Source organism: Rhizobium sp. YTUHZ044 (assembly GCF_051123975.1).
Taxonomy (GTDB): domain Bacteria; phylum Pseudomonadota; class Alphaproteobacteria; order Rhizobiales; family Rhizobiaceae; genus Rhizobium.
Window position 1 is genome coordinate 1,373,111 of the sequence record NZ_CP101426.1, and the last position, 25,878, is coordinate 1,398,988.

The 25,878-nt window shown below is 60.9% G+C and carries 24 protein-coding genes and 1 tRNA gene; 18 read left to right on the forward strand and 7 right to left on the reverse strand.

Going from position 1 to position 25,878, the window contains the following annotated elements:
- Positions 1 to 64 precede the first annotated feature (64 nt).
- Positions 65 to 598, reverse strand: coding sequence for an outer membrane protein assembly factor BamE (locus tag NL154_RS06765; protein ID WP_210628350.1), 534 nt, complete (start codon positions 596 to 598; stop codon positions 65 to 67).
- Between the two features lie 187 nt (positions 599 to 785).
- Between NL154_RS06765 and NL154_RS06770 the strand changes: the two genes are divergently transcribed.
- From NL154_RS06770 to NL154_RS06800, 7 genes are all read left to right on the forward strand, one after another.
- Positions 786 to 1,376, forward strand: coding sequence for a ubiquinol-cytochrome C chaperone family protein (locus NL154_RS06770; protein WP_210628349.1), 591 nt, complete (start codon positions 786 to 788; stop codon positions 1,374 to 1,376).
- Between the two features lie 11 nt (positions 1,377 to 1,387).
- The gene (locus NL154_RS06775; RefSeq protein WP_210628348.1) at positions 1,388 to 1,942 is read left to right on the forward strand and encodes a YceD family protein; all 555 of its coding nucleotides are present in this window, start codon (positions 1,388 to 1,390) and stop codon (positions 1,940 to 1,942) included.
- A 99-nt stretch (positions 1,943 to 2,041) separates the two neighbouring features.
- A complete protein-coding gene (plsX, locus tag NL154_RS06780) occupies positions 2,042 to 3,088 on the forward strand; it encodes a phosphate acyltransferase PlsX (RefSeq protein ID WP_210628347.1) in 1,047 nt (348 codons plus the stop codon).
- Between the two features lie 20 nt (positions 3,089 to 3,108).
- Positions 3,109 to 4,080: a beta-ketoacyl-ACP synthase III gene (locus NL154_RS06785; RefSeq protein WP_210631655.1), complete on the forward strand. Its 972-nt coding sequence runs from the start codon at positions 3,109 to 3,111 to the stop codon at positions 4,078 to 4,080.
- A 106-nt stretch (positions 4,081 to 4,186) separates the two neighbouring features.
- On the forward strand, positions 4,187 to 4,525 hold the full coding sequence (locus tag NL154_RS06790) for an integration host factor subunit alpha (protein ID WP_434733822.1): 339 nt from the start codon (positions 4,187 to 4,189) through the stop codon (positions 4,523 to 4,525).
- Between the two features lie 150 nt (positions 4,526 to 4,675).
- Positions 4,676 to 5,218, forward strand: coding sequence for a MerR family transcriptional regulator (locus NL154_RS06795; RefSeq protein ID WP_207608344.1), 543 nt, complete (start codon positions 4,676 to 4,678; stop codon positions 5,216 to 5,218).
- Positions 5,219 to 5,706: 488 nt separating this feature from the next.
- A complete protein-coding gene (locus NL154_RS06800) occupies positions 5,707 to 6,648 on the forward strand; it encodes an IS110 family transposase (protein WP_434733823.1) in 942 nt (313 codons plus the stop codon).
- 14 nt (positions 6,649 to 6,662) lie between these two features.
- Here NL154_RS06800 and NL154_RS06805 read toward each other — a convergent pair whose 3' ends face one another.
- Positions 6,663 to 7,010, reverse strand: coding sequence for a response regulator (locus tag NL154_RS06805; RefSeq protein WP_210628345.1), 348 nt, complete (start codon positions 7,008 to 7,010; stop codon positions 6,663 to 6,665).
- Positions 7,011 to 7,281: 271 nt separating this feature from the next.
- On the opposite strand from NL154_RS06805, the gene NL154_RS06810 reads away from it, so the two are divergent.
- A complete protein-coding gene (locus NL154_RS06810; RefSeq protein ID WP_210628344.1) occupies positions 7,282 to 8,928 on the forward strand; it encodes an ATP-binding protein in 1,647 nt (548 codons plus the stop codon).
- Between the two features lie 37 nt (positions 8,929 to 8,965).
- On the opposite strand, the gene NL154_RS06815 is transcribed toward NL154_RS06810, so the two are convergent.
- The gene (locus NL154_RS06815) at positions 8,966 to 9,280 is read right to left on the reverse strand and encodes a DUF1236 domain-containing protein (protein WP_210628343.1); all 315 of its coding nucleotides are present in this window, start codon (positions 9,278 to 9,280) and stop codon (positions 8,966 to 8,968) included.
- Between the two features lie 318 nt (positions 9,281 to 9,598).
- Here NL154_RS06815 and bcsN point away from each other — a divergent pair, with 318 nt between their 5' ends.
- The 7 genes from bcsN (at position 9,599) to NL154_RS06850 (ending at position 19,559) form a co-directional block, all read left to right on the forward strand.
- Complete coding sequence (bcsN, locus tag NL154_RS06820; RefSeq protein ID WP_434734154.1) at positions 9,599 to 10,576, forward strand: cellulose biosynthesis protein BcsN; 978 nt, start codon at positions 9,599 to 9,601, stop codon at positions 10,574 to 10,576.
- A 54-nt stretch (positions 10,577 to 10,630) separates the two neighbouring features.
- A complete protein-coding gene (bcsA, locus tag NL154_RS06825) occupies positions 10,631 to 12,823 on the forward strand; it encodes a UDP-forming cellulose synthase catalytic subunit (protein WP_221123462.1) in 2,193 nt (730 codons plus the stop codon).
- Entirely contained in the window at positions 12,820 to 15,252 is a 2,433-nt protein-coding gene (locus NL154_RS06830) for a cellulose biosynthesis cyclic di-GMP-binding regulatory protein BcsB (protein ID WP_434733824.1), read from the forward strand. The genes bcsA and NL154_RS06830 overlap by 4 nt, the downstream gene beginning before the upstream one ends.
- Positions 15,249 to 16,295, forward strand: coding sequence for a glycosyl hydrolase family 8 (locus NL154_RS06835; protein ID WP_434733825.1), 1,047 nt, complete (start codon positions 15,249 to 15,251; stop codon positions 16,293 to 16,295). The genes NL154_RS06830 and NL154_RS06835 overlap by 4 nt, the downstream gene beginning before the upstream one ends.
- Positions 16,292 to 18,637, forward strand: coding sequence for a cellulose synthase (locus NL154_RS06840; RefSeq protein WP_434733826.1), 2,346 nt, complete (start codon positions 16,292 to 16,294; stop codon positions 18,635 to 18,637). The genes NL154_RS06835 and NL154_RS06840 overlap by 4 nt, the downstream gene beginning before the upstream one ends.
- Before the next feature lie 77 nt (positions 18,638 to 18,714).
- On the forward strand, positions 18,715 to 19,383 hold the full coding sequence (locus tag NL154_RS06845; protein ID WP_221123466.1) for an HAD family hydrolase: 669 nt from the start codon (positions 18,715 to 18,717) through the stop codon (positions 19,381 to 19,383).
- 99 nt (positions 19,384 to 19,482) lie between these two features.
- Positions 19,483 to 19,559: transfer RNA gene (locus NL154_RS06850), tRNA-Pro, on the forward strand.
- 82 nt (positions 19,560 to 19,641) lie between these two features.
- Here NL154_RS06850 and NL154_RS06855 read toward each other — a convergent pair.
- Positions 19,642 to 20,274, reverse strand: coding sequence for a class I SAM-dependent methyltransferase (locus NL154_RS06855; RefSeq protein WP_221147486.1), 633 nt, complete (start codon positions 20,272 to 20,274; stop codon positions 19,642 to 19,644).
- A 543-nt stretch (positions 20,275 to 20,817) separates the two neighbouring features.
- On the opposite strand from NL154_RS06855, the gene NL154_RS06860 reads away from it, so the two are divergent.
- Positions 20,818 to 21,039 (forward strand): hypothetical protein, encoded by a 222-nt coding sequence (locus tag NL154_RS06860; RefSeq protein WP_064806073.1) that lies wholly within the window; start codon positions 20,818 to 20,820, stop codon positions 21,037 to 21,039.
- A 247-nt stretch (positions 21,040 to 21,286) separates the two neighbouring features.
- Positions 21,287 to 21,499 (forward strand): hypothetical protein, encoded by a 213-nt coding sequence (locus tag NL154_RS06865; protein WP_210628336.1) that lies wholly within the window; start codon positions 21,287 to 21,289, stop codon positions 21,497 to 21,499.
- 54 nt (positions 21,500 to 21,553) lie between these two features.
- Here the strand turns inward: NL154_RS06865 and NL154_RS06870 are convergent, their stop codons facing one another.
- Positions 21,554 to 21,847, reverse strand: a complete 294-nt coding sequence (locus NL154_RS06870; protein ID WP_097598408.1) for a helix-turn-helix domain-containing protein — start codon at positions 21,845 to 21,847, stop codon at positions 21,554 to 21,556.
- A 70-nt stretch (positions 21,848 to 21,917) separates the two neighbouring features.
- Positions 21,918 to 23,099: an ROK family transcriptional regulator gene (locus NL154_RS06875; protein ID WP_210628335.1), complete on the reverse strand. Its 1,182-nt coding sequence runs from the start codon at positions 23,097 to 23,099 to the stop codon at positions 21,918 to 21,920.
- Positions 23,100 to 23,458: 359 nt separating this feature from the next.
- Between NL154_RS06875 and NL154_RS06880 the strand changes: the two genes are divergently transcribed.
- Positions 23,459 to 25,216: a glycogen debranching protein gene (locus NL154_RS06880; RefSeq protein WP_434733827.1), complete on the forward strand. Its 1,758-nt coding sequence runs from the start codon at positions 23,459 to 23,461 to the stop codon at positions 25,214 to 25,216.
- Positions 25,217 to 25,236: 20 nt separating this feature from the next.
- Here NL154_RS06880 and NL154_RS06885 read toward each other — a convergent pair whose 3' ends face one another.
- Positions 25,237 to 25,851 carry a GNAT family N-acetyltransferase gene (locus NL154_RS06885; protein ID WP_210631653.1) on the reverse strand — a complete coding sequence of 205 codons (615 nt, stop codon included), beginning with the start codon at positions 25,849 to 25,851 and terminating at the stop codon, positions 25,237 to 25,239.
- Positions 25,852 to 25,878: the final 27 nt, after the last annotated feature.

Here is a 25,878-nt window from a genome sequence, read left to right on the forward strand (position 1 = left end):
CTACCCCGAACATATAAAAACCCGCCGGAGCGATCCGGCGGGTTTTTGTTGGAAATCTGTCCGATCAGCGCAGGCTGCTCGGATTTTGCGGCGTGCCGCCGGCGCCGCCGCCGAACAGGCTGCGGGCAGCACTTGCTGCGCTGCCGCCGGAGAGCATCTGCTGCAGGAAGGTGAGTTCCTTGCCGCCGGTCGGCGTGACGCGCGAGACCGTATCGAAGACCTTGCCGTCCTGCAGTGTGTAGTTGGCGCGGCGGGTGACGACGCCGTCCTTGTCGAAATAGATGGCCAGAACGGTCTGGTCGACGACCTTCAGCTTCTGGAAGGCGACGGCGCGCGTGCGCCGCTGTGAAATATAATAGAAGACCTCGCCGTCGAAGGTCGCCGTCGTCGATGGCGTGCCGAGCGAGAGCAGGACCTGTTCGCGGCTGGAACCTTCCGGAACGAGATTGAGCGACTGCTGATCGACGACATAGCCGCCGTTGAGCACGGTGCCGGTCTGGCAGCCTGAAAGAGCTGATGTGGAGGCGATTATGAAGGCAATGGCCGCGCTGCTGAAGAATTTCATGTCAGACTTGAAATACCGTTTCTTCAACGACATCTACTCCCTTGGGTGTCGATAGCAGCCATTTTGTGCCTTGCACGCTTTCCTCCTGCAAAACCATTGTGGCCATTCCGGGTCGAGTTTCCCGAATTCGCTTCGCTGGCGGCTCGAAGGCGTCGTCCCGAAGCAGGCCACGAACGGCATTGCAATTCGCGCCTGCTTCGGTAAACCAGCTTTCGAAATCATGCAACAAGGCCGGACGCTAGCCGGCGTGAAGAATGAGGCATTTCCGGAAAAAACAATGATCCTCGGGCTCTTCCGCAAGAAAAACAACAATCAGGCGATCGTCGACAGGCAATATGCGACGCTGACCGCAGCCGCGCGCATGCCCGATCTCTACGAGCGGCTCGATGTACCGGATACGGTCATGGGCCGCTTCGAAATGCTGTCGATCGTGATGATTCTGTTTTTTCGCCGCACGCGCGCCTCGGCCGTCAGCGGCCAGGAGATTGCTCAGGAGATCGTCGATGCCTTCTTTCAGGACATCGACTATTCGATCCGCGAGCTCGGCATCGGCGACAACAGCGTGCCGAAACGCATGAAGAAGCTCGCGGGCATGTTCTATGGCCGGCTCGAAACCTATTCGAAGGCGATGGACGCCGGCGACGCCGAGGCGCTGGCGCTTGCATTGATGCGCAATATCCACCCGGAAACCGAGACACCGGCGGATATGTCCGGCCTGGCCAGCTGGATGATGGCCGCAGAATCCCATCTGTCCGCCGTTCCGGAGGAACTGATCGCCAGCGGTTCGGCAACGCTGCCGCCGGTCGCCTGAAGGAGGAAACGATGAAGAACGATCGGGACGATGTTCCCTTCTCCTATCGCGTCAAGGTCGGCCACATCTCGGCCAATCCCGTCGAGGTTCATATCGAGGCCGATGCCAGCGAGTTGAAGGCGCTTGCCGAGGCCTGGAGCGTTGTCTCCGTCGACGATCTCAGCGCCGATCTGCAGATCGCCCGCTGGAAACGCGACGGCGTGCGTGTCAAGGGCCGCGTACAGGCGAAGATCGTCCAGTCCTGCGTCGTGACGCTGGAACCGGTCGAAGCCGTGATCGACGAAAGTTTCGAGCAGATCTTCGTGCCCGAGGGTTCCAAGCTTGCCCGCCAGCCCGGCAACGACGCCGGCGAGATGCTGCTCGATCCCGACGGTCCCGACCTGCCCGAGGCCTTTGTCGGCGACACGATCGATGCCGGCGAGGTGGTTGCCGAATTCGCCGCGCTCGCCATTGATCCCTATCCCCGCAAGGAGGGTGTCGAGTTCAAGGGCCATATCGAGGATAGCGGCGAGAACGATAAAAAGCCCTCCGCTTTCGCGGTCCTCAAGGACTGGAAAAAGGACTGAAGCACCTCTGGCATTTGACATAATTCAGTTGTATGCGACGCCAAAACCGGTATTTTGGCCGAAATTTCGCCCCTCGGCGAAAAGAAGGATCAGGGACGCGTGATCAGAATATCTCTCGACCTCATGGGTGGCGACTTTGGTCCCCAGGTTGTCATCCCCGGCGCCGCCAAGGCGCTGGACCGGCATCCGGATATTTCCTTCGTTTTCTACGGTCTTAAGGAACAGTGCGATTCCGTTCTCGCCAAGTTCCCGAAACTCAAGGAAAAATCAGTCTTTCACGACTGTGAGCTTGCTGTCAGCATGGAAGAGAAGCCGAGCCAGGCGCTGCGCCGCGGCCGCTATGTCTCGACCATGTGGCGCTCGATCGAGGCGGTGAAGACGGGCGATGCCGATGTCGCCGTTTCGGCCGGCAATACCGGCGCACTGATGGCGATGGCGAAATTCTGTCTTCGCACGATGGCCAATATCGAGCGCCCGGCGATCGCGGCGATCTGGCCGACGCTGAAGGGCGAGAGCATCGTGCTCGATGTCGGTGCGACGATCGGCGCCGATGCACAGCAACTGATGGATTTTGCCCTGATGGGCGGCGCCATGGCGCGCGCGCTTTTCGAGATCGAACGCCCGACGATCGGTCTTCTGAACGTTGGTGTCGAAGAGGTGAAAGGCCAGGAAGAGGTCAAGGAGGCCGGCCGGCTGTTGCGGGAGGCGAATATCGATTCGCTCGAATATTCCGGCTTCGTCGAGGGTAACGACCTCGGCAAGGGCACGGTCGACGTCGTGGTCACCGAAGGCTTCTCTGGCAATATCGCGCTGAAGACGGCCGAAGGCACCGCAAAGCAGATCGCCGAATATCTGCGTGCCGCCATGTCGCGCACACTGCTCGCCCGTATCGGCTATCTCTTCGCCAAGAGCGCCTTCGATATGCTTCGTGAGAAGCTCGACCCAAGCAAGGTCAATGGCGGCGTGTTTCTCGGCCTGAACGGCATCGTCATCAAGAGCCACGGCGGGGCGAATGCCGAAGGCATCGCCGCTGCCATCGAGGTCGGCTACGACATGGCTAAGAACGGCCTCAATCAGAAAATAGAAAACGATCTTAAGAAATATCATGCCAAGCGGCTGCCTCCCATTGGCCCGGAAGCGGCATGAGCTATGGGGTTCAATCGAATATGATCCGTTCAGTGGTTCGCGGGTTCGGAGCCGCACTTCCGAAACGCGTGATGACCAACAGTGATATGGAGGCTATCGTCGATACGTCGGACGAATGGATCGTCCAGCGCACCGGCATCCGCCAGCGTTACGTGGCCGGCGACGACGAGACGACGGCCTCGCTTGGCGAAGCCGCCGCGCGTGCGGCGCTTGCCAATGGCGGCCTGACGCCTGCCGATATCGATCTTATCATCTGCGCCACCTCGACGCCGGACAACACCTTTCCGGCCACCTCGGTCAACATCCAGAACCGTCTCGGCATGAGCCACGGCTTTGCCTTCGACGTCCAGGCCGTCTGCACCGGCTTCGTCTATGCGGTCACGACCGCCGACGCCTATATCCGCGGCGGCCTTGCAAAGCGCGTTCTCGTCATCGGTGCCGAGACTTTTTCGCGCATTCTCGACTGGAACGATCGCACCACCTGCGTGCTTTTCGGCGATGGCGCCGGCGCGATCGTGCTCGAGGCGGCAGAAGGTGAGGGCACGTCTGCCGATCGCGGCGTGCTGACCGCGCATCTGCGCTCCGACGGTTCGCACAAGGACAAGCTTTATGTCGATGGTGGACCGTCGACGACGGGCAGCGTCGGCAAGCTGCGTATGGAAGGCCGCGAAGTCTTCAAATATGCCGTCGGCATGATCACCGATGTCATTCAGGCCGCTTTCGATTCGACCGGGACAACGGCCGAAGACCTCGACTGGCTGGTGCCGCACCAGGCCAATCGACGCATCATCGACGGTTCGGCGAAGAAGCTGAACATCGATGCGGACAAGGTCGTCGTCACCGTCGACCTGCACGGCAATACCTCGGCCGCCTCGATCCCGCTCGCGCTTGCGACCGCCGCCGGCGACGGCCGGATCAAAAAGGGCGACCTCGTGATGCTCGAAGCGATGGGCGGCGGCTTCACCTGGGGCGCTGTTCTGCTGCGCTGGTAAGCACGAATCCTAAAAAACTGGCGGCGAACAAGAGCTTGACCGTGAGGCGCAAGACAAATACTCTTCGTTCGCTTTCAAAAAATATTTTGTAATGGGCGGGGAAACCATGACCGGAAAAACAGTGACGCGAGCAGACCTGGCGGAATCCGTTTTCCGCAAGGTTGGTCTTTCCCGGACCGAATCCGCTGAACTTGTGGAAACCGTCATCGACGAAATCTGCAATGCCATTGTGCGTGGCGAAACCGTCAAGCTTTCCTCCTTCGCCACCTTCCAGGTTCGCGATAAGAACGAGCGGATCGGCCGCAATCCGAAGACCGGCGAGGAGGTTCCGATCTCTCCGCGCCGGGTGATGACTTTCAAGGCTTCGAACGTGCTGAAGACGCGCATCCTCAAGGCGCATGTCGCCCGCAAGATCAAGCTGAAGCCGCAAAATTCGGCTCCCTGAGATCGGACTTCCTCCTCTTGGAGCGGTGTTTTTTTCTCGCACTGGTCGATCCCCTGTGCGCAACGTCGAGACATGACTTGAATTGTCGACGCCAAACCTTTGAAATATGGTGAGTCGCTGTTGGATCGAGCCTGCGAGGTTGCGTAGCATATGACGTTGGACAAGAGCCCCGATGCCTTTCGCACCATCAGCGAAGTCGCAGACGATCTTGATCTGCCGCAGCATGTGCTGCGCTTTTGGGAGACACGGTTTCCCCAGATAAAGCCGATGAAACGAGGTGGCGGCCGTCGCTACTACCGGCCGGAGGACGTCGACCTCCTCAAGGGCATCCGGCATTTGCTCTATGATCACGGCTATACGATCAAGGGCGTGCAGAAGCTTCTGAAGACCAACGGCAACAAGTTCGTCATCTCGGTCGGCCACGGTGATCTCGCCAGCGTCGAGGCGCTTGCCTCGGGTGCGCAGGAGATGGGCGCCGGGGAACCGCGTGTCGGCATGGCGGAGGAGGATCAGATTGTCGGCCGCGCCAAGCCGCCGATCACCCGCCGGTTCTTCAATTTCGTCGCCGGCGACGACGAGCAGCCGGAGGTCTCGATCGGCAAATCGAGCGTCGGCAAGGAAGACAGGGCGCTGCTTCAGGAGGCGCTCTACGACCTCCTGGAATGCAAACGTCTGCTCGATCAGGTCCGCTGATTATGGAGAGCCTTTCCGGGTTAGATTGAAGCATTCTGTTGGCTCAAACGGAGTCGGATGGTCGACCGGCCGGCGCGTGTCGTAGCCCGTCTCTACGGCCAAGCCGGCCGGTCGAGCAGGCGGCCCGTTTCAGCCAACCCTCCCGCAGATTTGCCTGGATCAAGACTTTGGAATCGCCGGACGCACTTGTCGCTTCGCCACGGCGAAGCGGTGCGGCCGGTGGGCCGGACGAAAACCTGCTCCGGCAGATGCTTCAAGCTGACCAGAAAAGGCTTGTCTTATGATTTCCACGCTTCTTGTTGAGATAAAGAAGCGCCGGAGAGGACGGCCATCCTTCTCCGGCGATGGGGGACGGATCGTGAAATGGCAGGTCGACGTTCTTGCGAATGCCGGGCCGAGCTAGAGTTTGATCGCCCCCATCTTTTCCTATCGTCCTGAACGGATACCTGAGCTTTGGGCTCGGATGGCAAGCATAGGAGGCGGAAAAGATGACGGATATTACCATCGGCGCGGACATCTCGAAAGACCATATCGACTTGCACCGCCTGCCGGACGGCCAAACGCTGAATGTTACCAATGACCGCAAGGGCTTTGCTGCCATTCTCAAATGGATCGGCCCAAAGGGCGCGGGGCGCATTGTCTATGAGCCAACCGGCCCCTATCACAAGGCCTTCGAGCGCTTCATGGCGATGCAGGGATTGCAGCTCTGCAAGGTCAATCCCCGCGTTGCCCGGCGCTTTGCAGAGGCCACCGGCCGGCTTGCGAAGACAGACAGGATCGATGCCGCACTGTTGGCCCGCTTCGGCGCGCTTCTTGAACCGCGCATCCTGCAAGCCAACACGCAAATCCACAATGATCTGAAAGAGTTGCATATGGCGCGGCTGGCCCTCATCAAGGACAGGACCGCCGCGAAGAACAGGGCGAAGAACCTGTCCAATCCACTGTTGAAGAGACATAACACCCACCGGCTCAGGCAGATCGAGCGCCAGATCAAGGCCGTGGACGAGGCCATCATGGCGCTCATTGCCGAAGACGCGACCCTGAAGGCCAGGCTCGAGATTCTCATCTCGATCCCTGGCGTGTCGCGGGTCACGGCCTTTACGCTGCTCATCGAGATGCCCGAACTGGGGGAACTTGACGAGAAGGCCGCAGCCGCGCTCTCGGGACTGGCGCCGATCTCCCGTCAGTCCGGACGATGGACCGGACGCGCTTTCATTGCCGGCGGAAGGGCAGCCATCGTCCGGCAAGCACTCTACATGCCGGCCCTCGTTGCATGCCGCTTCAACCCGGAACTCAGCGCCAAATACGACCTCCTCATCAAAGCCGGCAAGCCGCCGAAGGTCGCCATCACAGCCATCATGCGAAAGATCATCCTGCTGGCAAACGCACTCCTGCGGAAAAACCAAAAATGGACACCAAAAGCCGCTTGATCAAAACGGATACTCTAGCTTTCGCAAAGCTGCCTCATCGCCTGTTCGAGCTCGCTGAGCTGGAACGGCTTTCGCAGCACCGGGAGCGCGCTGGGGCTGCTGCCTTCCGGGGCGCTGCCATACCCCGTTGCATAGAGATAGGGCTTGCCACGTTCATCGAGAAGCTTTGCGACCGGCAGCGAGCTCCGGCCGGCGAGGGAGACGTCGAGAATTGCAGCGTCGAATTCTGCATCCCTGGCGGTTGCGAGCGCCCGTTCCAGATCCGGTGCGCTCGCACAAACCCGATAGCCGAGATCGCTGAGCATGTCCTCGAGCAACATGGCGATCAGCGCATCGTCCTCGACGATGAATATGTCTTTCATGATCCCGTCCACCCATTCCCCTGCCGGGCATGAAGATTTATGTGGACCGCTTGCGAAGCTCGTCAAGACGCCACGCGCGGCGGTGGTAAAACTTGTCACACAAAACACTGCAGCGGTTTTGAAACGCCGATATGTGTAAACATAAAAGTCTAAGGCGCGGCAAGCGAATCTGGAGGATCGCGCCGCGCTTTGGAAACAGCATATTGCCCGGCGAAATTCGATATGCAAAAGCTGGGATGTCGTTTTCGCGACGGCCGGGAAGGGGTGTGGAATGGATTTGTTGAGTGCCACGGATTGGCTGCGTCACAGGCCGGGCTATACCTATCCGCTGGCCGTTGCCTTCGTCGGCCTGACCTTTCTTCTGAGACTTGCCGCCAGTGATTATCTCTCCGGGTTTCCCTTCCTGAGCTTCCTTCCGGCGGTCTTGCTCGCAAGTTTCATGGGCGGCGCCGGGCCGGGCCTCGTGGCGGCCATGCTCGCCGGTTTCCTCGTCCAGCAGTTTTTCGTCGAACCGGACGATGCCTTCTGGCCGGTGAGCGCCGGCCAATGGATCGGACTTGCGACCTTTCTCATCAATGCGGTGATCATCATTGGCCTGATGGAGACGATTATTGTCGCCCATGGCAGGCAAAGTCGCCTCCGTAGCGAACTCAACAGCTTCAACGCGCGCCTTGAAGAGACGGTGGTGCAGCGCACTGCCGAACTCAGGCATGAGATGGAAGAGAATGCCGCCGCCCAGGCGCAGGTGCGACAATTGCAGAAGATGGAGACGATCGGTCAGCTCACTGGCGGCGTCGCCCATGATTTCAACAATATGCTGGCGATCATCATCGGCAATCTCGATCTCGCCCAGCGGCGGATGACCGGACATGAGGATCCCCGCCTGCTGAACTCCCTTCAGAATGCCAGAGACGGAGCCCAGCGGGCCGCGGTATTGACCGCACGGCTTCTGGCCTTCTCTCGCCAGCAGCCGCTGGCCCCCGAGGTGATTGATGTCAACAAGCTGGTCGGCGGCATGTCGGAGTTGCTGCGGCGCACGCTCGGCGAACATATCCGGATCGAGACCGTGCTTGCCGGTGGCCTCTGGCCGACCTTCGCCGATCTCAGCCAACTCGAAAACGCCATGCTGAACCTTTCCGTCAATGCGCGCGACGCCATGCCCGGTGGCGGTCATCTGACGATCGAGACCGCCAATACCGAACTTGACGAGCGATATTCGCGTATGCATTCGGAGGTCGAGGCGGGCCAATATGTGATGATCAGCATCACCGACACTGGCACCGGCATGTCGCCCGATGTAATCGACCGCGCCTTCGAGCCGTTTTACACCACCAAAGGACCCGGCAAGGGAACCGGTCTCGGGCTGAGCCAAGTCTACGGCTACATCAAACAGAGCGGCGGCCACATTAAGATCTATTCGGAGATCGACCGGGGAACGACGGTGAAGATTTATTTGCCGCGTCATGTCGGCAAGGCGGATGCCCGCCTGGCCGCCGCCGGCGCCCAGCCGATTCCCCAGGGAAGTGTCAACGATACTATCCTGGTAGTGGAGGACGACGAGCATGTCCGCACCATGACCGCCGAAAGCCTCCACGAACTCGGCTACAGCGTGTTGCAGGCGGCAAGTGGCGTGGAGGCGCTTCTCCTTTTGGAGGAGAATCCCGGCGTCGACCTGATCTTCACCGATATCGTTATGCCGCAGATGAGCGGACGTCAGCTTGCTGATGCCGTTCAAGAAAAATGGCCGGCGATCCGGGTCCTTTACACCACCGGTTACACGCGCAATGCCATTGTCCACAATGGCGTGCTCGACCATGGCGTTTCGCTGCTCGCCAAGCCATTCAGCCTGGAGCAACTCGCCCACAAGATCCGTGAACTCTTGAACGTGCCAGTGAACGCGGGAGATGAGGGGACGTGAAGTCGTGCAGGACTGCGCGTCTCCAGCCCCCAATCCCCTACTCGAGAATCTGGATCACGCGATGCGTCTTCGGCTCGACGATCACGCGCCGCTCGTTGACGACCGTATAGGCATAGCCATCGGCATTGGGCACGGTATGGACTTCAACGGTATCCGGCAGCGTCGCGCCAACGGTGATTTCGCCGTCATAGACGACGGATGGTGTGTTTTGCTCCATGACATAGGTGCGCACCTCCCCGGGCAGGACGACGGAGCCGGTTGGTGCCGGATCGGTGACAACCACGGTGCTCTGTGCGAAGGCGGCCGAGCAGATGGTCAGCATGGCGGCCGTAGCCAGCATGATCTTGCGCATGGGGTGTTCTCCTTTTTGAACTCTAGACCTCAGGGCAACGCCGGCCATACGGCATGGTTCCGCAACCGCCTTGATGTCCTGGCAGGGGCCAGCGCGCCGATTGTTTGTTGCTAAAGTGGCTTGTGCACCATACGGTTGAACCGTCCGAATCACGTTCAACGCGAGTCGTCTGGTGGCATCTGGGTCGGCTCTTTACTCTTCGTTAACCATGTCGGCGATTTATGTCAGGCGAGCGGTCGGATGGCCGTTGATTCGACGGTCCGTCGCGTTTCGGTCTGCGAACGGATATCTGGAAAGACCATTACGGCGGCTCGAGACATGCGCTTGGGGAAGACGATATCGCTGTTGGCCGTGGCGGGTCTGATGGCCGGCTGCACGTCGACAGGCGGTGTGCGACAGCTTTCCGGACCGGAGACGGTGGCGCCTGAAAAGGCGCTGGTCCTGCCGCCGCCGGGCGGCCCGTCGATTGTCAGCGTCGTCGAGCGCAAGCGCGGCAATGGCGTCGAGCAGGCGATCTCGCTGTTCACCTCCTCTTCAGTAGCCGGCCAGAATTTTATCAAAGCTGAGTTCTTTGGCGCTTCCGGGAGAAATCCCGGGATGGGCAATGCCAGCTTCAGCATGATCAACGACAGCGGCATTGCCCGCGAGGTAGCCCGTTCGGCTCCCGGCGTGCCGATGGCGACATCGGCGACCTTCCTGCAGAACACTTATGGCCCCTTCGGCTATGCCTCCGGCCGCAGCCGCGCCGGCGATACCTGCATTTATGCCTGGCAGCAGATCCGCTCGAGCGCGGCCGCCAATACCCAGGCGCGCAATTTCGGCATGATCCAGCTGCGCGTGCGCCTCTGTGACGCCCGCGCGACCGAGCGCCAGCTGCTCGGCGTTGTCTACGGCTATACCATCACCGGCACCTTCGACGGTCCGACCTGGAATCCGTACGGTAACCCGCCGCCCACCAGCGCGGCGCTCGGTCGTACCGGTGAACCGATCTACCCCGATGAGGGCGGATATCGCGCCAGCCCGATGCCGATCGGCTATGAGCCGGCGCCTGCCGTAGTCCGCCTGCCGCGGACAGCTCCGGTTCGCAGCGCCCCAAGCCAGCAACCGGCGCAGGGCGCTGCGCGCTTGCCCGCGCCCATCGGGCCGCACGTGCCGCTGCCGAGCGAGGCCCCACAGACGAACGCAGCGCCGGATCCGGCCGCGCCGCTGGAACAATCGGCAAGAGCAATCGGCGTCACCGTGCCCTCGCCGGACTGCATAGGCGACGCGGCCATGACGGCCGTCTGCCGGAGATAACGAGAATGCCAGCGGCCGAACGGTGCCCGGTGGAGCAATTTCGAAGGAACGTCGATGCGCAAAGCCCGCAGTGTCTTCATATGGGCCGTTGTTTCGCTCTGTATGATCGTGCTGATCACTCTGCCGGTTAATCTGCAGACCCAGCTCATCACCAGCATCACGGTCGTCACGGTGATGGCGCTGATTAAAATTCTGAAGGGCGAGGGGACATGGCGCCTGGTGGCGCTGGCCTTCGGCACGTCGATCGTGCTGCGCTACGTCTATTGGCGCACCACGAATACGCTGCCGCCGCTGAATCAGCCTGAGAATTTCATTCCCGGCTTGCTGCTCTACCTTGCCGAAATGTACAGCGTCGCGATGCTGGCGCTCAGCCTTTTCATCGTTGCCACGCCGCTCCCGCCGCGCCCGTCGCGTGCCGCCAATCCCGGTCGCTTGCCGCATGTCGATGTCTTCGTTCCCACCTATAACGAGGATGCCGGCCTTCTCGGAAACACGCTGGCTGCCGCCAAGGCGATGGACTATCCGGCCGACAAGCTGCATGTCTGGCTGCTCGACGACGGCGGCACCCTGCAGAAGCGCAATTCCGGCAAGTTGCTCGAGGCGCAGGCGGCGGCGGCCCGCCATATCGAGCTGAAGCAGCTCTGCCAGGATCTTGACGTCACCTATCTCACGCGCGACCGCAACGAGCATGCCAAGGCCGGCAATCTCAACAATGGTATGAAACATTCGACCGGCGAACTCATCGCCGTCTTCGACGCGGACCACGCGCCGGCCCGCGACTTCCTGATCGAGACCGTCGGCTATTTCGAAGACGACCCGAAGCTCTTTCTCGTCCAGACCCCGCATTTCTTCATCAATCCCGATCCGCTCGAACGCAATCTGCGCACTTTCGAAAAGATGCCGAGCGAGAATGAGATGTTCTACGGCATCATCCAGCGCGGCCTCGACAAATGGAATGCCGCCTTCTTCTGCGGTTCGGCCGCGGTTTTGAGCCGCAAGGCGCTCGAATCCCAGAACGGCTTTTCGGGCATTAGCATTACCGAGGATTGCGAGACGGCGCTGGCTCTCCATGGCAGCGGCTGGAACAGCATCTATGTCGACAAGCCGCTGATCGCCGGGCTGCAACCGGCCACCTTTGCAAGCTTCATCGGCCAGCGCAGCCGCTGGGCGCAGGGCATGATGCAGATCCTGCGCTTCCGCTTCCCGCTTTTCAAGCGCGGCCTGTCGATCCCGCAGCGCCTGTGCTATATGTCATCCACGCTTTTCTGGCTCTTTCCGTTCCCGCGCACGATCTTCCTGTTTGCGCCGCTCTTCTACCTGTTCTTCGATCTGGAAATCTTCACGGCCTCCGGCGGTGAATTCCTTGCCTATACGCTTGCCTATATGCTCGTGAATCTGATGATGCAGAACTACCTCTACGGATCCTTCCGCTGGCCCTGGATTTCCGAGCTTTACGAATATGTCCAGACGGTGCATCTGCTGCCGGCCGTCGTCTCGGTGATGCTCAATCCGAGGAAGCCGACCTTCAAGGTTACCGCCAAGGACGAATCGATCGCCGTCAGCCGCCTGTCGGAGATCAGCCGTCCCTTCTTCGTGATCTTTGCGGTGCAGATCATCGCGCTGATCATCACCTTCTACAGGATTTATGCCGAGCCCTATAAGGCCGACGTCACGCTTGTCGTCGGCGCGTGGAACATCATCAATCTGATCATGGCCGGCTGTGCGCTTGGTGTCGTGTCGGAACGCGGCGAGCGCGCTTTGTCCCGCCGCGTCCGCGTCAACCGGCGCTGCGAGTTTTACGCCAACGGCAAGTGGTATGCCGCCTCGATCGAGGACGTCTCCGTCCACGGTGCAAGGCTGCATATCTTCAACAAGCATCTCGATGAGCTGCTCGTCGGCGCCCCCGGCGAGATGCGCTTCCGGCCCTATAGCGGCGCAGATCTGGAAACCCTGCCGCTGATCGTCCGCAACATCGAGCCATCAGGCGATATCAGCAATGTCGGCTGTCAATACGTGCCGAAAAGCGCGCTTGATCATCGCCTCATCGCCGATCTGATGTTTGCCAATTCCGATCAGTGGACCCAGTTCCAGGAATCGCGCCGCCGCAATCCGGGCCTCATTCGCGGTACCATCTGGTTTCTCGGCCTGTCGCTCTATCAGACCAGCCGCGGCCTGGTTTACCTCTTCCGCAGCATGCGGCCGGAGCGGGAGGCGCAGCAGCGGGCGGCAAAGGTCAATGCCGGATGAGAAAGATCGTCGCCGCCGCGCTTCTCCTGTTGCATGCCCCCGCTGTCACCCAGGCGCAGACGGCGCCCTTCGATATGTCCGGCGAGCGGCCGCCCGGTGGGTCCACCGCCCCGAGATTGACGCCGCCCGCTCCGCCCGCAGCGGCGGCGCCGGTACCTGTCACGCCACCCATTTCCGTAACGCCCGCGCCCGTTCCCGCGCCGATCACTGCCGTGCCGCAGCCGGCGACGCCGGCGCCTCAGCCTGGCGCGGCGGCGAATGCCGCTTCGCAGCCGCGCCACCGCGATAGCAGGCGTTATCTTGTGCCCTTTTCGAAATTCAGCCTCAGCGGCGAATTTGACCGCCGGTCATGGTCTGTCTATCTGACGCCCGAGCAGGCGGCCGCCAAGGCAAGTTTCACCTTCGCTTACCAGAATTCGATCGTCGTCGCGCCTGAAGCTTCCGCGCTGACCGTCTATCTCAACAATCGTCCGATCGGTCAGCAGCGGGTCGGCTCGGCGGACGGCTCTTCCGCCGTCACTTTCGAGGTTCCCTCCGGCCTGCTGCAGCCGGGCGCCAATCTCGTGACCTTCCAGGCAGAGCAACGCCATCGCACCGATTGCAGCATCCAGTCCACCTATGAATTATGGTCGAATATCGATCCGGCCGGAACTTTTCTGAGCTTTGCCGGCGGGAATGCCGCGGAGCTTTCGAGTGCCGACGCGATCCGCGCCATCGGCGTCGATGGCGCCGGCAGGACAGAGTTCGATATCGTCGTCCCGGCGCTGGAGCAGCCGGGGACGACCAAGCCATTGTTGCGGCTGGCACAGGGTTTGTCGGTGCTGAGCAGCATGCCGAACCAAATATTTGCCTTCAACACCGCCTCCCTTGCAGCCGCCGGTCCTGGCAAGCTCGGGGTCCTCGTCGGGACCGCCGCGGAGCTGCGGCCGTTCTTTCCCAGCCTGCCGCCCGGCGCCGAAAGCGCGCCGCTGGCCGCTTTCGTGATCGATCCGCGCAGCGGTTCGCCCGTGCTGCTGATCAGCGGTCCCTCCTGGCAAGCGGTTTCCTCGGCGATCGATACCATTGTGTCGCCAACGGACAGGTCCGCAGATGTCCGCCGCGATGCACTGACCACCGAGCGATGGAGCGCGCCGAATGCGCCGCTGGTTTTTTCCGACACCAGCATCGCCCTCTCCCAACTCGGCGTGAAGACCACGGAATTTTCCGGCCGGCGGTTGCGCGCCAGTTTCAATGTCGCCGTGCCGGCCGACTTCTATGCCAATGCCTATGGCGAGGCGAAGGTGCTGCTCGATGCCGCCTATACCGACAATGTGCTGCCCGGCAGCCATATCGATATCTACGTCAACGACAACATCGCCTCCACCGTACCGCTTACCTCGACCACCGGCGGCATTCTTCGTCATCTGCCGATCCGCGTGACGATGCGCCACTTCAAACCCGGCCTCAATACGATTGGGATCGAGACGATCCTGATGACGAAAAACGATACAACTTGCGCTCCCGGTGCTACCGCCGGCGCCAGTCCCCGTTTTGCCCTGTTCGACACCTCCGAAGTGCACATTCCGGATTTTGCCCGCGTCGGGCAGCGTCCGAACCTGGCCGCCATGTCCGGCACGGCTTATCCCTACAGCCGGGCGACGGAGCCGACGCCGCTGTTCATCGATCGCGTCGATGCCGATACGCTTTCGGCCGCCGCTACGCTCCTTGGTCAGATGGCGGTAATGGCCGGTCATCCGATCGCCGTCGAAACCGTGGCTTCGCCGAATACGATCGGCGATCGGGACGCCATCTTTATCGGCTCGATTTCGCAGATGCCGGCAACCGCGCTGACGCAGGCCAACATCTCGGCGGCGAGCCAAGCCTCATGGCGTCCCGTCGCCGACCCGCAGCCAGGCGTCGTCGATACCGGCACGGCCTTCGAGGAGTGGAATTCCAAGGTGGGCGGCGGTATCTTGCGCAGCCGCATCACTGCCTTCCGTGAATGGCTGGGGCGCAATTTCGATATCACCCGCAGTTCGCTGCAGTTCATCCCCGTCGCCGAGAAGGTCTTCACCCCGTCCAACGCCGACACCCTCATGATTGCGCAGGGCTCCAGCCCCCTGGGAGAGGGTTCGTGGACCGTGGTGGCAGCACCCTCGGCGAAGGATCTGCGCGAAGGGCTCGAGGTGCTGACCGGTCAGCTGAACTGGCCGCAGATGTCCGGGCATATCACCACCTATTCGAGCAAGACGGGCAAGATCGATACCGTGCCCGTCACCCGCTTCGATTTCGTCGCGTCCACGCCTTGGTCGATCGCCAATTACCGCTTGATCGCCGCCAACTGGTTGTCGACGAACATCCTCTCCTATGCTTCGCTGCTCGTCGTCTTCGTGCTGCTGATCGGCGTCGCTACCTCGCGCATGCTAAAAACGCTGGGTCGGTCCAAATGAGGTGGTGGTGCGTGCTTCTGCTTGCGGCGACGGCTGCGTTCGCCCCCGCAGGCCCGTCCGCCGCCGCACAGCAGGCGATGATCAATGCCGATGCGTGGTCCGCCTACAAGGCGAAGTTTCTCGATGCGAGCGGCCGGATCATCGATAACGGCAACAGCAATATCAGCCACAGCGAAGGGCAGGGCTACGGCATGCTGCTCGCTTATCTCTCGGCAAGCCCCGCGGATTTCGAGCAGATCTGGTATTTTACCCGCACCGAGTTGCTGTTGCGCGACGATGGCCTGGCCGTCTGGAAATGGGATCCCAACGTCAAGCCGCACGTGACCGATACCAATAATGCCTCGGATGGCGACATATTGATCGCCTATGCTCTGGCGCTTGCCGGCACCGCATGGAAGCGCAACGACTATATCCTCGCCGCCTCTCGCATGGCGCAGGCGCTGCTTGCCGAAGCCGTCGTCCGCTCGGCGGGCCGGACCCTGCTGATGCCGGGCAGCGCAGGTTTTGGAGCCGCCGATCGTGACGACGGTCCTGTCGTCAATCCTTCCTACTGGATTTACGAGGCAATGCCTGTCATGACGGCGCTTGCTCCCTCCGATGCCTGGAAAGAGCTGTCGGACGATGGCGTAGCGCTGTTGAAGACGATGCAGTTCGGTCCGCGCAAGCTTCCTGCCGAATGGGTCAGTCTCAGTGGCCCACCGCGACCGGCAGAGGGTTTCGATGCCGAATTTGCCTATAATGCCCTTCGCATCCCGCTCTATCTCGCGCGCGGCGGCATCACGGATAAGGCGCTGTTGAACCGCCTGCGAACGGGGATGTCGCAGAATGGCGTTCCGGCCACCATCGATCTGACCACAGGCCGGCCGAAGACCGTGTTGCTGGACCCGGGTTATAGAATTGTTAACGATGTTGTGGCCTGTGTAGTCGACGGGACCAGGCTGCCGGTCTCGGCTCTGCAATTCGCACCCACACTCTATTTTCCGTCCACGCTTCAACTGCTGGGGCTGGCCTATATCGGGGAGAAGCATCCGGAGTGTCTGTGAAATCTTCTCTCGTGGCGATTTCAGCGGCAGTCGTGGTGGCGACCCTCATCACCGGGCTGAAGGATCGTGGCGCCCTGCAGCAAAATTTAGGCCTCGGCTCTGCAGCCAGGCCGGCGCCGGAGCTGCTGCTGATGGGTCGCATCAAGCCGGACGACGCTCCCGCGGGCAATTCCGAATTCAATGCCGAGACCGTCGCCGACAAGATCGAAGCGATCACTTCGTCGCCGCCACCGGCACCGGGCAGCGGTGAGCCAGCACCACAACCCGACGTCCCCCGGACAGCTGCAGAGCCGACTCCGGTCGCACCGCCGATCGTCTCCAATCCGCCAGCGCCTCAACGGGCCGCCGCGTCCGCGCCGCCTGCCGTCGATGAAAGCGCGCTTCGCTATTTTGCCAGCCGCGGCGACAAAGTGCGCCTGCAGGCTGAAATCTCCCGCCTTCAGGCGCTTTATCCAAACTGGGTTCCGCCGGCCGATCCGCTTGCCGTGCCGCAAAACGGCGACAAGCAGCTCGAGGCTATGTGGAAGCTTTATTCCGATGGCCGCTATGCGGAGTTGCGCAAAGCGATCGCCGACCGCCAGGCTGCCGACGCCGGGTGGCAGCCACCGGCCGATCTGCTCGAGCGGCTTGGTGTCGCCGAAGCCCGCTCTCGCCTCATCAATGCTTCGGACCTCAAGCAATATGCGACCGTGGTCGATATCGCCGCCGCGACGCCGAGCCTGCTCACCTGCAGCGAGGTCGACGTGCTCTGGCGTGTCGCCGAGGCCTTCATCCGGACGGAGAGGCCGCAGCGCGGGCAGGATGCTTATGCCTATATCCTGAAGAACTGCACCGACGCTGCCGAACGGCAGGCGACGGTCGAAAAAGCCTCGACGCTGCTTGACTACCAGCCGATGCAGGCGCTGCTGGCGCTGGAAGAGCCAGCTGTCGACGGCAGCAGGGAATTCGATGCAATTCGTGATAATCTTGCCCGACGCTTCGTCGCTGAAAGCAATGACGATCCGAAGCTCGCCATCGCGCCGAATTATATCGCTCACCTCGAAAAGCTCGCCGAAAGCCAGGGGCTGGCCTCCGATGCGCTGCTGCTCGGCTGGCACCAGCTTCGCCGCAACAATCCTGCCGATGCCGAAAAGTGGTTTCGTGCCGCCCGCGACAGGGAGGATACGGCGGCCGCCTCGCAGGGGTTGGCGCTGGCGCTGATCGCCCGCAAGGCGCCTCAGGAAGCCGAGGACGTGATGTTCCGCTGGCGCGCCGTTTCCGATGATGCGACCGCGACCTATCTTGCCGCTACCGCCAATCTGATGGCGCTGCAGCCGCCGGCCGATCTCAGCGAGGACGTGCTTCATCGGATCGCAGCCGAGGTCATCGCCCGGAAATATGTGCCGACGGCGCAGCAGTTCGGCTGGTATGCCCGTTCTCTCAACCAGTTCCAGACTGCCGCGCGCTGGTTCGAAACCGCGCTTGCCTGGAAACCGGATGACGAACCGTCCGCCTATGGCCTTGCCGTCACGCGTGAGCAGCTGAACGACCGCAAGGGTGTCCTCGACCTCCAGCGCGGCTGGGCCGGCCGGTCGGCGCGCATCGCCAATCTTCAGGACACTTCCTTGTCGGTATCGAGCGCCGATACGCAGTCCGCAAAGGCGCCGCTCGCGCCGCAGCAGCCGGGCCAGCCGGTAGAGACGCCGCAGCGTTCGGCCGCTTCCATGGCGCCGCTTCCGGCCGAGCCGGAAGCTATGCAGCAGCCGGAACCGGAAGTCGCCATCCGCGCCGCAAGGCCGGCGATGCAGACGGTGACTGTCAAGCGCGGTCCGCGCCAGGCGCGGGACTGCTCGACGACCATCGACGCATCACGACTCGGGCCCGGCGAGGCGCTGTCGCGCGGCTGGTGCCTGATGGATATTAACCGGCCGATGGAGGCGGTCTCGGCGTTCGAGACGGCGTTGCAGAGCCCGGTCCGCAAGATCCGCGAAGACGCAGCCTATGGTCAGAGCCTCGCCTATCTGCGCGCCGGTCTTTCCGGCAATGCTGCCGTTGCGGCAACCAAGGCGCCGCAGAGCCGCCAGCGCGCTGCCGAACTGCAGGTGGCGATCCTCGCTGATCGCGCCTTGTCGGCCTTCGACGCGGGGCGTTACCGTGAAACCCTCATCTATCTCGATCAGCGCGCCCAGCTGCAGCAGGAGCGGATCGATCTGATGGTTCTGCGCGGCTACTGCTATCTCAATCTGAAAATGTACGATGACGCGATGCGAATCTTCGAAGCCGCCGCTGCGACCGGCAATCGCGACGCCGCACGTGGTCTGGCCGATGTTCGCAACGTCACGCATCCTGATGTCAACGACTGACGTTGACGCCGTCGCTGCTCTCGGCTACTCGCCTGCCGGAGAGGCCCCCACTGCCTCGTGCTCGCAAGGAAACACCCGTGCCCGGTCACCACGACGTCCTCGACAGATCCTATGACGCCTTCCTCTTCGATATGGACGGAACGCTGCTGAATTCCATTGCCGTCGTCGAGCGCGTCTGGAGCGAATGGGCAAGACGCCACGGCTTTGAGCCGGAAGTTTTCCTGAAAACGATCCACGGCATCCGTGCCTCCGACGTGATCCGCGGCCTCGGCTTGCCCGATGTCGATCCGGTGCACGAGGCGGATCTGCTGCTGGCCGAGGAGATGGAGGACGTCTCCGGCATCGTCGAAATCCCCGATGCCGTCCGCTTCCTCAACGCCATCCCCGACGGCAGATGGGCGATCGTCACCTCGGCGCCGATCGAACTCGCCGAGCGCCGCATGGCAGCGGCCGGCATCCCGATGCCGAAGGTGATCGTCAGCGGCGAAACGGTCAAATCGGGCAAGCCGAGCCCCGAGGGTTATCTGCTCGGTGCAAGCCGCCTCGGGGTCGACCCCGCGAACTGCCTGGTCTTCGAAGATGCCGTTGCCGGCATTCTTGCCGGGGAGGCCGCCGGCGCCGACGTCACCGTCATCACCGACACCCACGCCACGCTTTTCGAAACCCCGCATTTTTCGATTGCCAATTATCGGGCGTGGCAGCCTCGCCAGACCGCCGAAGGTCGGCTGAAGGTCGCCGCGATCTGACCGTTGCAAGCGAACTGCTTGCTTTTTGTCGGATGCAGGTTTTTTCTGCTTGCATTGCACGCGCCGAAAAACTAAACGATGCAAGCCGTTTCGGCAGGTCGGGGCGTAGCGCAGCCCGGTAGCGCACTTGACTGGGGGTCAAGGGGTCGCTGGTTCGAGTCCAGTCGCCCCGACCATTTAACTCCTTGAAGACCCTAGTCACAACATCACGTTAACGGTGAGTGCAGCGCGTGCCTGGCTGCGGTAGAGAACGGGTTGTCAGTGCGGTTTCTGCGCGATCGCGATCATCGATTTTGCCAGAAGCGGAATTCTCCCGACATATTCGAAGTCGACGTCTTCGAAACCTGTGTCGAGCAGCAGCGTGCTGAGCGTCCCCGGGGACCAGAATTTGATGTGGCCGTGCTCCTTGAGCGGCATGAAATGATCATCCATCTTTCCGCTTACCGCCAAAGCCAGATTTTTCCAGTAACCGTGAAAAGGCGTCGATACGACCGCGATGCCCCCCGGTTTCACCAGATCGTACATGGTCGCCGAGAAAGCCTTCGGGTCGTAAACATGCTCCACGACCTCTATGCTGATCACCGCATCGAAGGTCCCGTAGCGGCTGGAAAGATCGTCGTAGCCGGAACCGATTTCCAGCGGAAGACCGGGATGGACCGCTTTCGCTTTCGCAATGCCGTCCTCCGACGGATCGACGCCGACGACATCGTAGCCTTTCTCCACAAGCACCGAGGCAGCGCCGCCGGTGCCGCAGCCGAGATCAAAGACCGCCGTTTCGTTTGCCTCGTGGAAACTATTTTCAAGAACGTCGACAACGGCCGGCAGGATATAGGAATGAGCGGTCGTCGGCTTGGCGTGAACATAGGTAGTAGCATCCAGTTCAATAGACATTTTACCTCCTGAAAAAATTGAACGCGCCGAGGCAATGGTACGGCGGACTTTGACGCCAGTGTGGTGCCGTTATGGTAATAAGGTGATCACGCCGGTCGGCATTCGCCGCTATCCTCCGATGCCCAACGGCCGAACCGCTTTAAGATCCTCTTCACCACGACGCGATTGAGGGTCATGCTCGCGCCGGGAATATCCCGAAGCTAATTGACAGGGTGGCGCGAAGATGCTGAAAACGGCCGGACTTCGGGTCTATGCCATTGGGCAGAGAAAGTGATCAGTGTATCGAATTCGATTTTGACCATTTGAAGTAAATTATCCAATGAAATACACTCTTAACGGGAGTGCTTGGAAAATATTTATTCTTGTCCATTTTCGGGGTCCATCAATAATATGGACTGATATTTGTACATTTTGTTAAGGATATACAGAATTCTACGCTGGATAGTCTGCTTTTAAATTTCAGAGAACCTTTTGGTGCTTCGCATTTTTGCGAATATGTGTAGATTAGGATTGTTCCTCTCAGTGATGGCCTGGTGCGAGCGCATGGCGGATATGAACCAGAACCTAACTTGCAGGCAGGCCCTTGCCGATGCTTTCCAAGCTCTGTCGGACGAGGCGGTCAAGGCCGGCTGGCCAGAGGGCGACGTTGCCCTCGCGCTTGCCGAACTTGCCGAGGAACGAGTGATCGAGCTGACCGCCAAGGTGATCATGGAAGGCTTCATCGATCCGCCGTTCATCGCCGCTGGAGGCCGCCGCAACGGCTGAAGAATGTTGCGGTAACGCCAGATCAGGATGAAGCCGAACGGCGAATCTGAAAAATCGCAACACGCCTGAGCCGATTCGGATCCCTGCTGCAAAATGCGCCAGACGCGCGGAAGAAATTTTATTCCGCAGGAGTTTGCGCAGTTGCTAAAGTTCGGACCCTCACGCATAATAACTTCATTGCCGGTTGCGGAGGGCGGCCGGCGATGCAAGCGTGTAGGCGTTTGCCCTCGGAGGGAAGTGCGGCGTGATGTTACGGTCATCAATTCATCCGCATGATTTACCGCTCTTTTCGGAAGATCTCGATCTGCTTTCGCAAGTGCTCGACAAGGTCTGCGACGAACGCGGCCTGGTCAGAACGACGCCGGAAGCCGAGAGGATCGGTGCGGTTATCATTCAGCTTTACAGACAGGGCGTGAGAGACGGCGGCAAACTCGCTGACCTTGCCAAGGCCTATCTCTGACCCGTGGTTCCCGCGATAAGGGATCAGACAGCGAGACGCGACGGACCAATCTGGTCAGTCGTCATTGGCGGCATTGAGATTTTCCGGCCGGATGCCGTCATCGGTTGATGTGCGTGCCCGCAACCGGATGCCGGGGCCGCCTTCATCCTGATTGCCGCTCGACAGGAAGATGATGCCGTGCGCTTCGAGAGTGCTGCGCACGTCGAACAACGCATGCGGCTCACCCTCAAACTCGCCCTTTTCCAAAGCCGTCACGATCTCGACCGGCAGGCCGCTTGCGGCGGCGAGCTCTTCGATGCTCATTCCGATCATGGCGCGCGCGCCGCGTATCTGCGTTGCTGTGATCATGACGCAAAATCTAGCGCATTTGCCGCGCTTCGCAAGTGGCGCAGCGGCTGATTGCGAGCTGCTGCGATCTTCAAGCGTCCTGCAATTTTACACCGAACAGATCGTCATGCATGCGCTCGACGGCGATACCCATGCCTCCCATGAGAGCGGCGCGGTTGCCGAATCGGCTGATCTCGATGCGCGGCGGGTAAGGGGTGCAACGCGGCAGAAAAGCGCGGATGGCGTTTACGAGCTCCGGCCTTGCACCGATACTGCCGCCGGTGATCACCAGTTCCGGGTCGAGAGTTGCTCCGATGGTGGCAATAGCGATCGCCACCAGCCTCGCCGTCTCTTCGATTGCGGCGATGGCGCTCGTTTCGCCTGCATTGAACGCAGCGAAGAGGTCGGCCACGGTAGAGGCGTTGCGCCCGCCGAAACCGGTATAGCGCCGCAGCATGGCGACGCTGCCGACCGCGCTCTCGAAGGTTCCCAGTGTAAAACCGCCTGGATCGAAAGCATCGCCGCCGAGTGGAAGATAGGCGATTTCGCCGGCCGCGCCGCGGGCACCGCGCAACAGCGCGCCATTGGCGATAATGCCCATGCCAACGCCCGTCCCAAGCGCCACGAAAGCGAAATTGCCGACCTCGATGCCGTGACCCCGCCATCTCTCCCCTTGCGCGGCGAGGTTGACGTCATTTTCAATGATCACCGGTATGCCCATCTTGTCGCTGAACGCTTGCCGCAGATCCATTGCGTCCACGCCGGGAATGTTCGGCGCGACGTTGATATGTCCGGTAGCCGGATCGAGGACGCCGGGACTGCCGAGAACGACGAGACGCAGCTTGTCGGCAGTCGTCCCCGCCGCAAGCGCGAGTTGAGTGATCAGGTCGCTGAACTGGTTGACGAGATGCGGTCCGCCGCGTGGGTCAGTGGGCACTTTGGTTTCCGCAACGACGTTACCCAACAGATCGCAGATAGCCGCAGCGATCTTGGTGCCTCCGAGATCGATGGAGACAGCCAGGCCCGCTCTTGCGTTGATTTCATAGATGATCGCATTCCGGCCGGGACGACCATCGGTCTGCCCGACAGCTTTCAGCCACCCATCATCCTCAAGATCGCGCACGACATCGGAAATCGTCTGTTTCGACAAGCCTGTCAGCTTGGCAATATCGGCGCGAGAGATCTTCCCCTTGGCTAACACGGTCCGGATCACCGTATTGGTCGAGATTTTTCGTGCGATGGGAGTCTGTACGATAGACGACGTCGTTGCCATCCGGCTGCGCGTTCCAATTAGTTCGAGGCGTATCCCTAATGTAAGGTCGGTCCGGTTCTCAACCATCGCGAAATGATGGGTTTAGTGCTCAATCCCCATCTCCGTAGCCCAGTTCAGTACACGGAAGCCGACAATTTGTCTACGTCCTTGACAAGAGAGGAGCCGCCTGTAGGCTGGGATCAACGCGTAGTCAAATGCGCGATTGAAACAGGGTCGAGGACAAGTATGCACCGTACATATTGTCTGGGTCGGCGCGTACGCGCCAAGATCGCCCAAAGAGGAACCGGCTCAGGCTGGTTCAGCTGTTTCTTCGTTTCGCATTCTGCAGGTTCCTCAATGCGGCTGTCGGGGACCTGTCTATGATTAAGCCCTCGACCAACGGGCAGCTTTCAGCCGACGCCGGTGTCTTGCTGCCTATAATGGCGCCACGCCTCCAGGCGGATGTTCATCCGGACGGATATGCCGATCTTGCCCTTTGGGGTGCCGGCAGCCTGGGGCGTGTGCGGTTTTCTCCGATCGCCGGCCCCTATAGCTACGCTCCGAACCGACTCGTCTCGAAACAGGGCGGCGTTTTCGTCGCGCAGTCGCTGCCGGTGATGCTGATCAATGGAGTGAGCCTGCAGGGCGTCTATCCAGCGCGCCGTTGCGCCTGGTGGCACGAGCCGGATGGGCGAGACGCGAAAGCGAAGGTGTTCCGCAGCGGTCATCGGAAGATTTTCGAAATGGGCTGGGGCGTCCTTATCGTGGAAGCTCGAGATGCCGATCTGCGGATTGCCTGCGGCGCCTCGAGAGACGAAGCCGAGAGAGCGCTCGATCTCAGCAGTGAAGCCATTGTGACCCAAGCCGCGGAATATGTGGCGCGTTGCGACATGATGCCTGAGGCCGACCCGCTGATGCGCACTATGGTCAGCCAGGGGATCCATGCGGCCCTTTCCAGCATAAGGCGCGACGAAAATGGCGCCTTCGCCGGCCTTGCCGCCGGACAGGCCTATAGCGCTCCGGCGCGGACCTATTACCGCGACGGCTATTGGACGATGCAGCCTCTTTTGACGATTGCTCCGGAGGCGGTGCGCGACGAGATCCGACTGCTCGCCAAGGGAATACAGCCCGACGGAGAGGCCCCGAGCGGAGTTATCCTGACGGGACCGGCGCAATCGGATGCCTGGCAGCGCTTCGTCGCCGACTGCAAGGCTAATCCCAAAAGCCATAAAAGAGCCGTTCCGGAGTATCATAACCGTCCGCAGGATTGGTGGAGCGACCACTTCGACAGTCCGCTTTTCTTCATTCTTTTTCTGGATGACTATTTCGGCGTGACGAAAGACGCGGCCGAGGTGCAGCTTCATTGGCCGACAGTGAGGGCGATCATGGATCGCTATGTCAGTATGGCCGGTCCCGACAGCGTTCTGCCGCTGAAGCCGCGCAACGACCGAGATTGGGCCGACAATGTCTTCCGTGACGGCTTTGTCTCCTACGATCTCGGCCTTTTCGTCGGCGCTATGGATGCGGTGGCGAGACTGGGCGAGGGGCATGATCCGACCCTTGCCGAACATGCGCGCAAGACCGCAATTCTTGCTCGGCGGGAAATCGAAGCCAAGCTCTTCGTCCCGGCAACGGGAGGATATCTCGACTACGGAACGCCTGGCTCTTTTGTCGAGGATCATCTGGCTCTCGACAGCCTGACCTTATCGCGATTTAGTGCTATTTCAGAGGAGAAGGCTGTCGGCCTGCTGAGAGCGTTCGAAACCAGACTTGAAACGCGCAACAATCAGGAACAGCCCTATGGCAGCTGGGGTGTGATGTGCGCCTATCCACCATTCAAGCGGCAAAGTGATTTGCGGTCCAAGACCGCTTTTCCCTACCGCTACCATAACGGCTCGGACTGGCCTTATTGGGACGGCGCTTATGCCGAAGAACGCCTTCGCCACGGGCTTGGAGGCGCCCGCTACGCATTGACACGCTGGTGGGAAACCTGCCTCGACAATGGCTGGATAGGCGCAGTGGAATACTTCTCGCCGCCTTATGGACGCGGCTCCCTGCTTCAGGGCTGGAGCGCCATGCCGGCGGCCGTCGCTTTGAAATATGGGATTCACGCTGCAAATGCGGAGCCGATGTCATGAGCGGTTTGGCGCCGGCGGTTTCAACGGGATCCCTGATCGATCCGCATAGCAAAGGCGACGGCGCCATCGCGTTCGAATTCGGAAAAGCCAAGGTGACGGTAGAAGCCTTTGGCGCGTTCGTTTGCAGGGTCGACCCCGAGATGCACGGCCGTGACCCCATGATTTCGAAGTGCCTGCAGCTCGGTGTCGATCATCTTTCGTCCCCAGCCGCTTGCCTGAAGGCCGGGAAGGACGTTGATGTGGAGATGCGCCGGGTACTGGTGCTGAAGCCAGACCGTTCCACTGCGCGGATTTTGGATTCGTTCCAAGACGTCGGCGTCGCGCGGACGGGTCGGCGCCAGTCCGGCGACCTCTCGGCGCACCAGCGGCCACCAGCTTGCCGCCAAGTCCTGATCGAACCGGCTGGTGTCGGGTGCGGCCACGACATAGCCGGCCGGTCGGTCGTGCTGGACGAGAACAAAGGCAAAGTCTTTGGCGAACTTGAGATATGGCACCGACCAGATGTAACCGGGCAGACGCGGGTCACTATAGAGAGCGCTGGCATCGTGACCGCCATTCGCAGTTTTCAGGCAGATTTCAAAAAAGGCTTCGATATCCGCTTCAGTCGCGGGACGGATGAAGCAACCGGTGTCCATCACTTTGCCACCTCCTGCGTGGCGCTT

Excerpts from the sequence above, each read along its gene's own strand:
- NL154_RS06855 (WP_221147486.1), bottom strand. The coding sequence starts at position 20,274 with ATGTCTATTGAACTGGATGCTACTACCTATGTTCACGCCAAGCCGACG.
- bcsA (WP_221123462.1), top strand. The coding sequence starts at position 10,631 with ATGCGCAAAGCCCGCAGTGTCTTCATATGGGCCGTTGTTTCGCTCTGT.
- NL154_RS06880 (WP_434733827.1), top strand. The coding sequence starts at position 23,459 with ATGATTAAGCCCTCGACCAACGGGCAGCTTTCAGCCGACGCCGGTGTC.
- NL154_RS06795 (WP_207608344.1), top strand. The coding sequence starts at position 4,676 with ATGACGTTGGACAAGAGCCCCGATGCCTTTCGCACCATCAGCGAAGTC.
- NL154_RS06805 (WP_210628345.1), bottom strand. The coding sequence starts at position 7,010 with ATGAAAGACATATTCATCGTCGAGGACGATGCGCTGATCGCCATGTTG.
- NL154_RS06815 (WP_210628343.1), bottom strand. The coding sequence starts at position 9,280 with ATGCGCAAGATCATGCTGGCTACGGCCGCCATGCTGACCATCTGCTCG.
- NL154_RS06870 (WP_097598408.1), bottom strand. The coding sequence starts at position 21,847 with ATGATCACAGCAACGCAGATACGCGGCGCGCGCGCCATGATCGGAATG.
- NL154_RS06810 (WP_210628344.1), top strand. The coding sequence starts at position 7,282 with ATGGATTTGTTGAGTGCCACGGATTGGCTGCGTCACAGGCCGGGCTAT.
- NL154_RS06775 (WP_210628348.1), top strand. The coding sequence starts at position 1,388 with ATGAAGAACGATCGGGACGATGTTCCCTTCTCCTATCGCGTCAAGGTC.
- NL154_RS06785 (WP_210631655.1), top strand. The coding sequence starts at position 3,109 with ATGATCCGTTCAGTGGTTCGCGGGTTCGGAGCCGCACTTCCGAAACGC.
- NL154_RS06860 (WP_064806073.1), top strand. The coding sequence starts at position 20,818 with ATGGCGGATATGAACCAGAACCTAACTTGCAGGCAGGCCCTTGCCGAT.
- NL154_RS06765 (WP_210628350.1), bottom strand. The coding sequence starts at position 598 with ATGTCGTTGAAGAAACGGTATTTCAAGTCTGACATGAAATTCTTCAGC.
- NL154_RS06800 (WP_434733823.1), top strand. The coding sequence starts at position 5,707 with ATGACGGATATTACCATCGGCGCGGACATCTCGAAAGACCATATCGAC.
- NL154_RS06790 (WP_434733822.1), top strand. The coding sequence starts at position 4,187 with ATGACCGGAAAAACAGTGACGCGAGCAGACCTGGCGGAATCCGTTTTC.
- bcsN (WP_434734154.1), top strand. The coding sequence starts at position 9,599 with ATGCGCTTGGGGAAGACGATATCGCTGTTGGCCGTGGCGGGTCTGATG.
- NL154_RS06835 (WP_434733825.1), top strand. The coding sequence starts at position 15,249 with ATGAGGTGGTGGTGCGTGCTTCTGCTTGCGGCGACGGCTGCGTTCGCC.
- NL154_RS06830 (WP_434733824.1), top strand. The coding sequence starts at position 12,820 with ATGAGAAAGATCGTCGCCGCCGCGCTTCTCCTGTTGCATGCCCCCGCT.
- NL154_RS06885 (WP_210631653.1), bottom strand. The coding sequence starts at position 25,851 with ATGGACACCGGTTGCTTCATCCGTCCCGCGACTGAAGCGGATATCGAA.
- NL154_RS06770 (WP_210628349.1), top strand. The coding sequence starts at position 786 with ATGCAACAAGGCCGGACGCTAGCCGGCGTGAAGAATGAGGCATTTCCG.
- NL154_RS06875 (WP_210628335.1), bottom strand. The coding sequence starts at position 23,099 with ATGGCAACGACGTCGTCTATCGTACAGACTCCCATCGCACGAAAAATC.
- NL154_RS06865 (WP_210628336.1), top strand. The coding sequence starts at position 21,287 with ATGTTACGGTCATCAATTCATCCGCATGATTTACCGCTCTTTTCGGAA.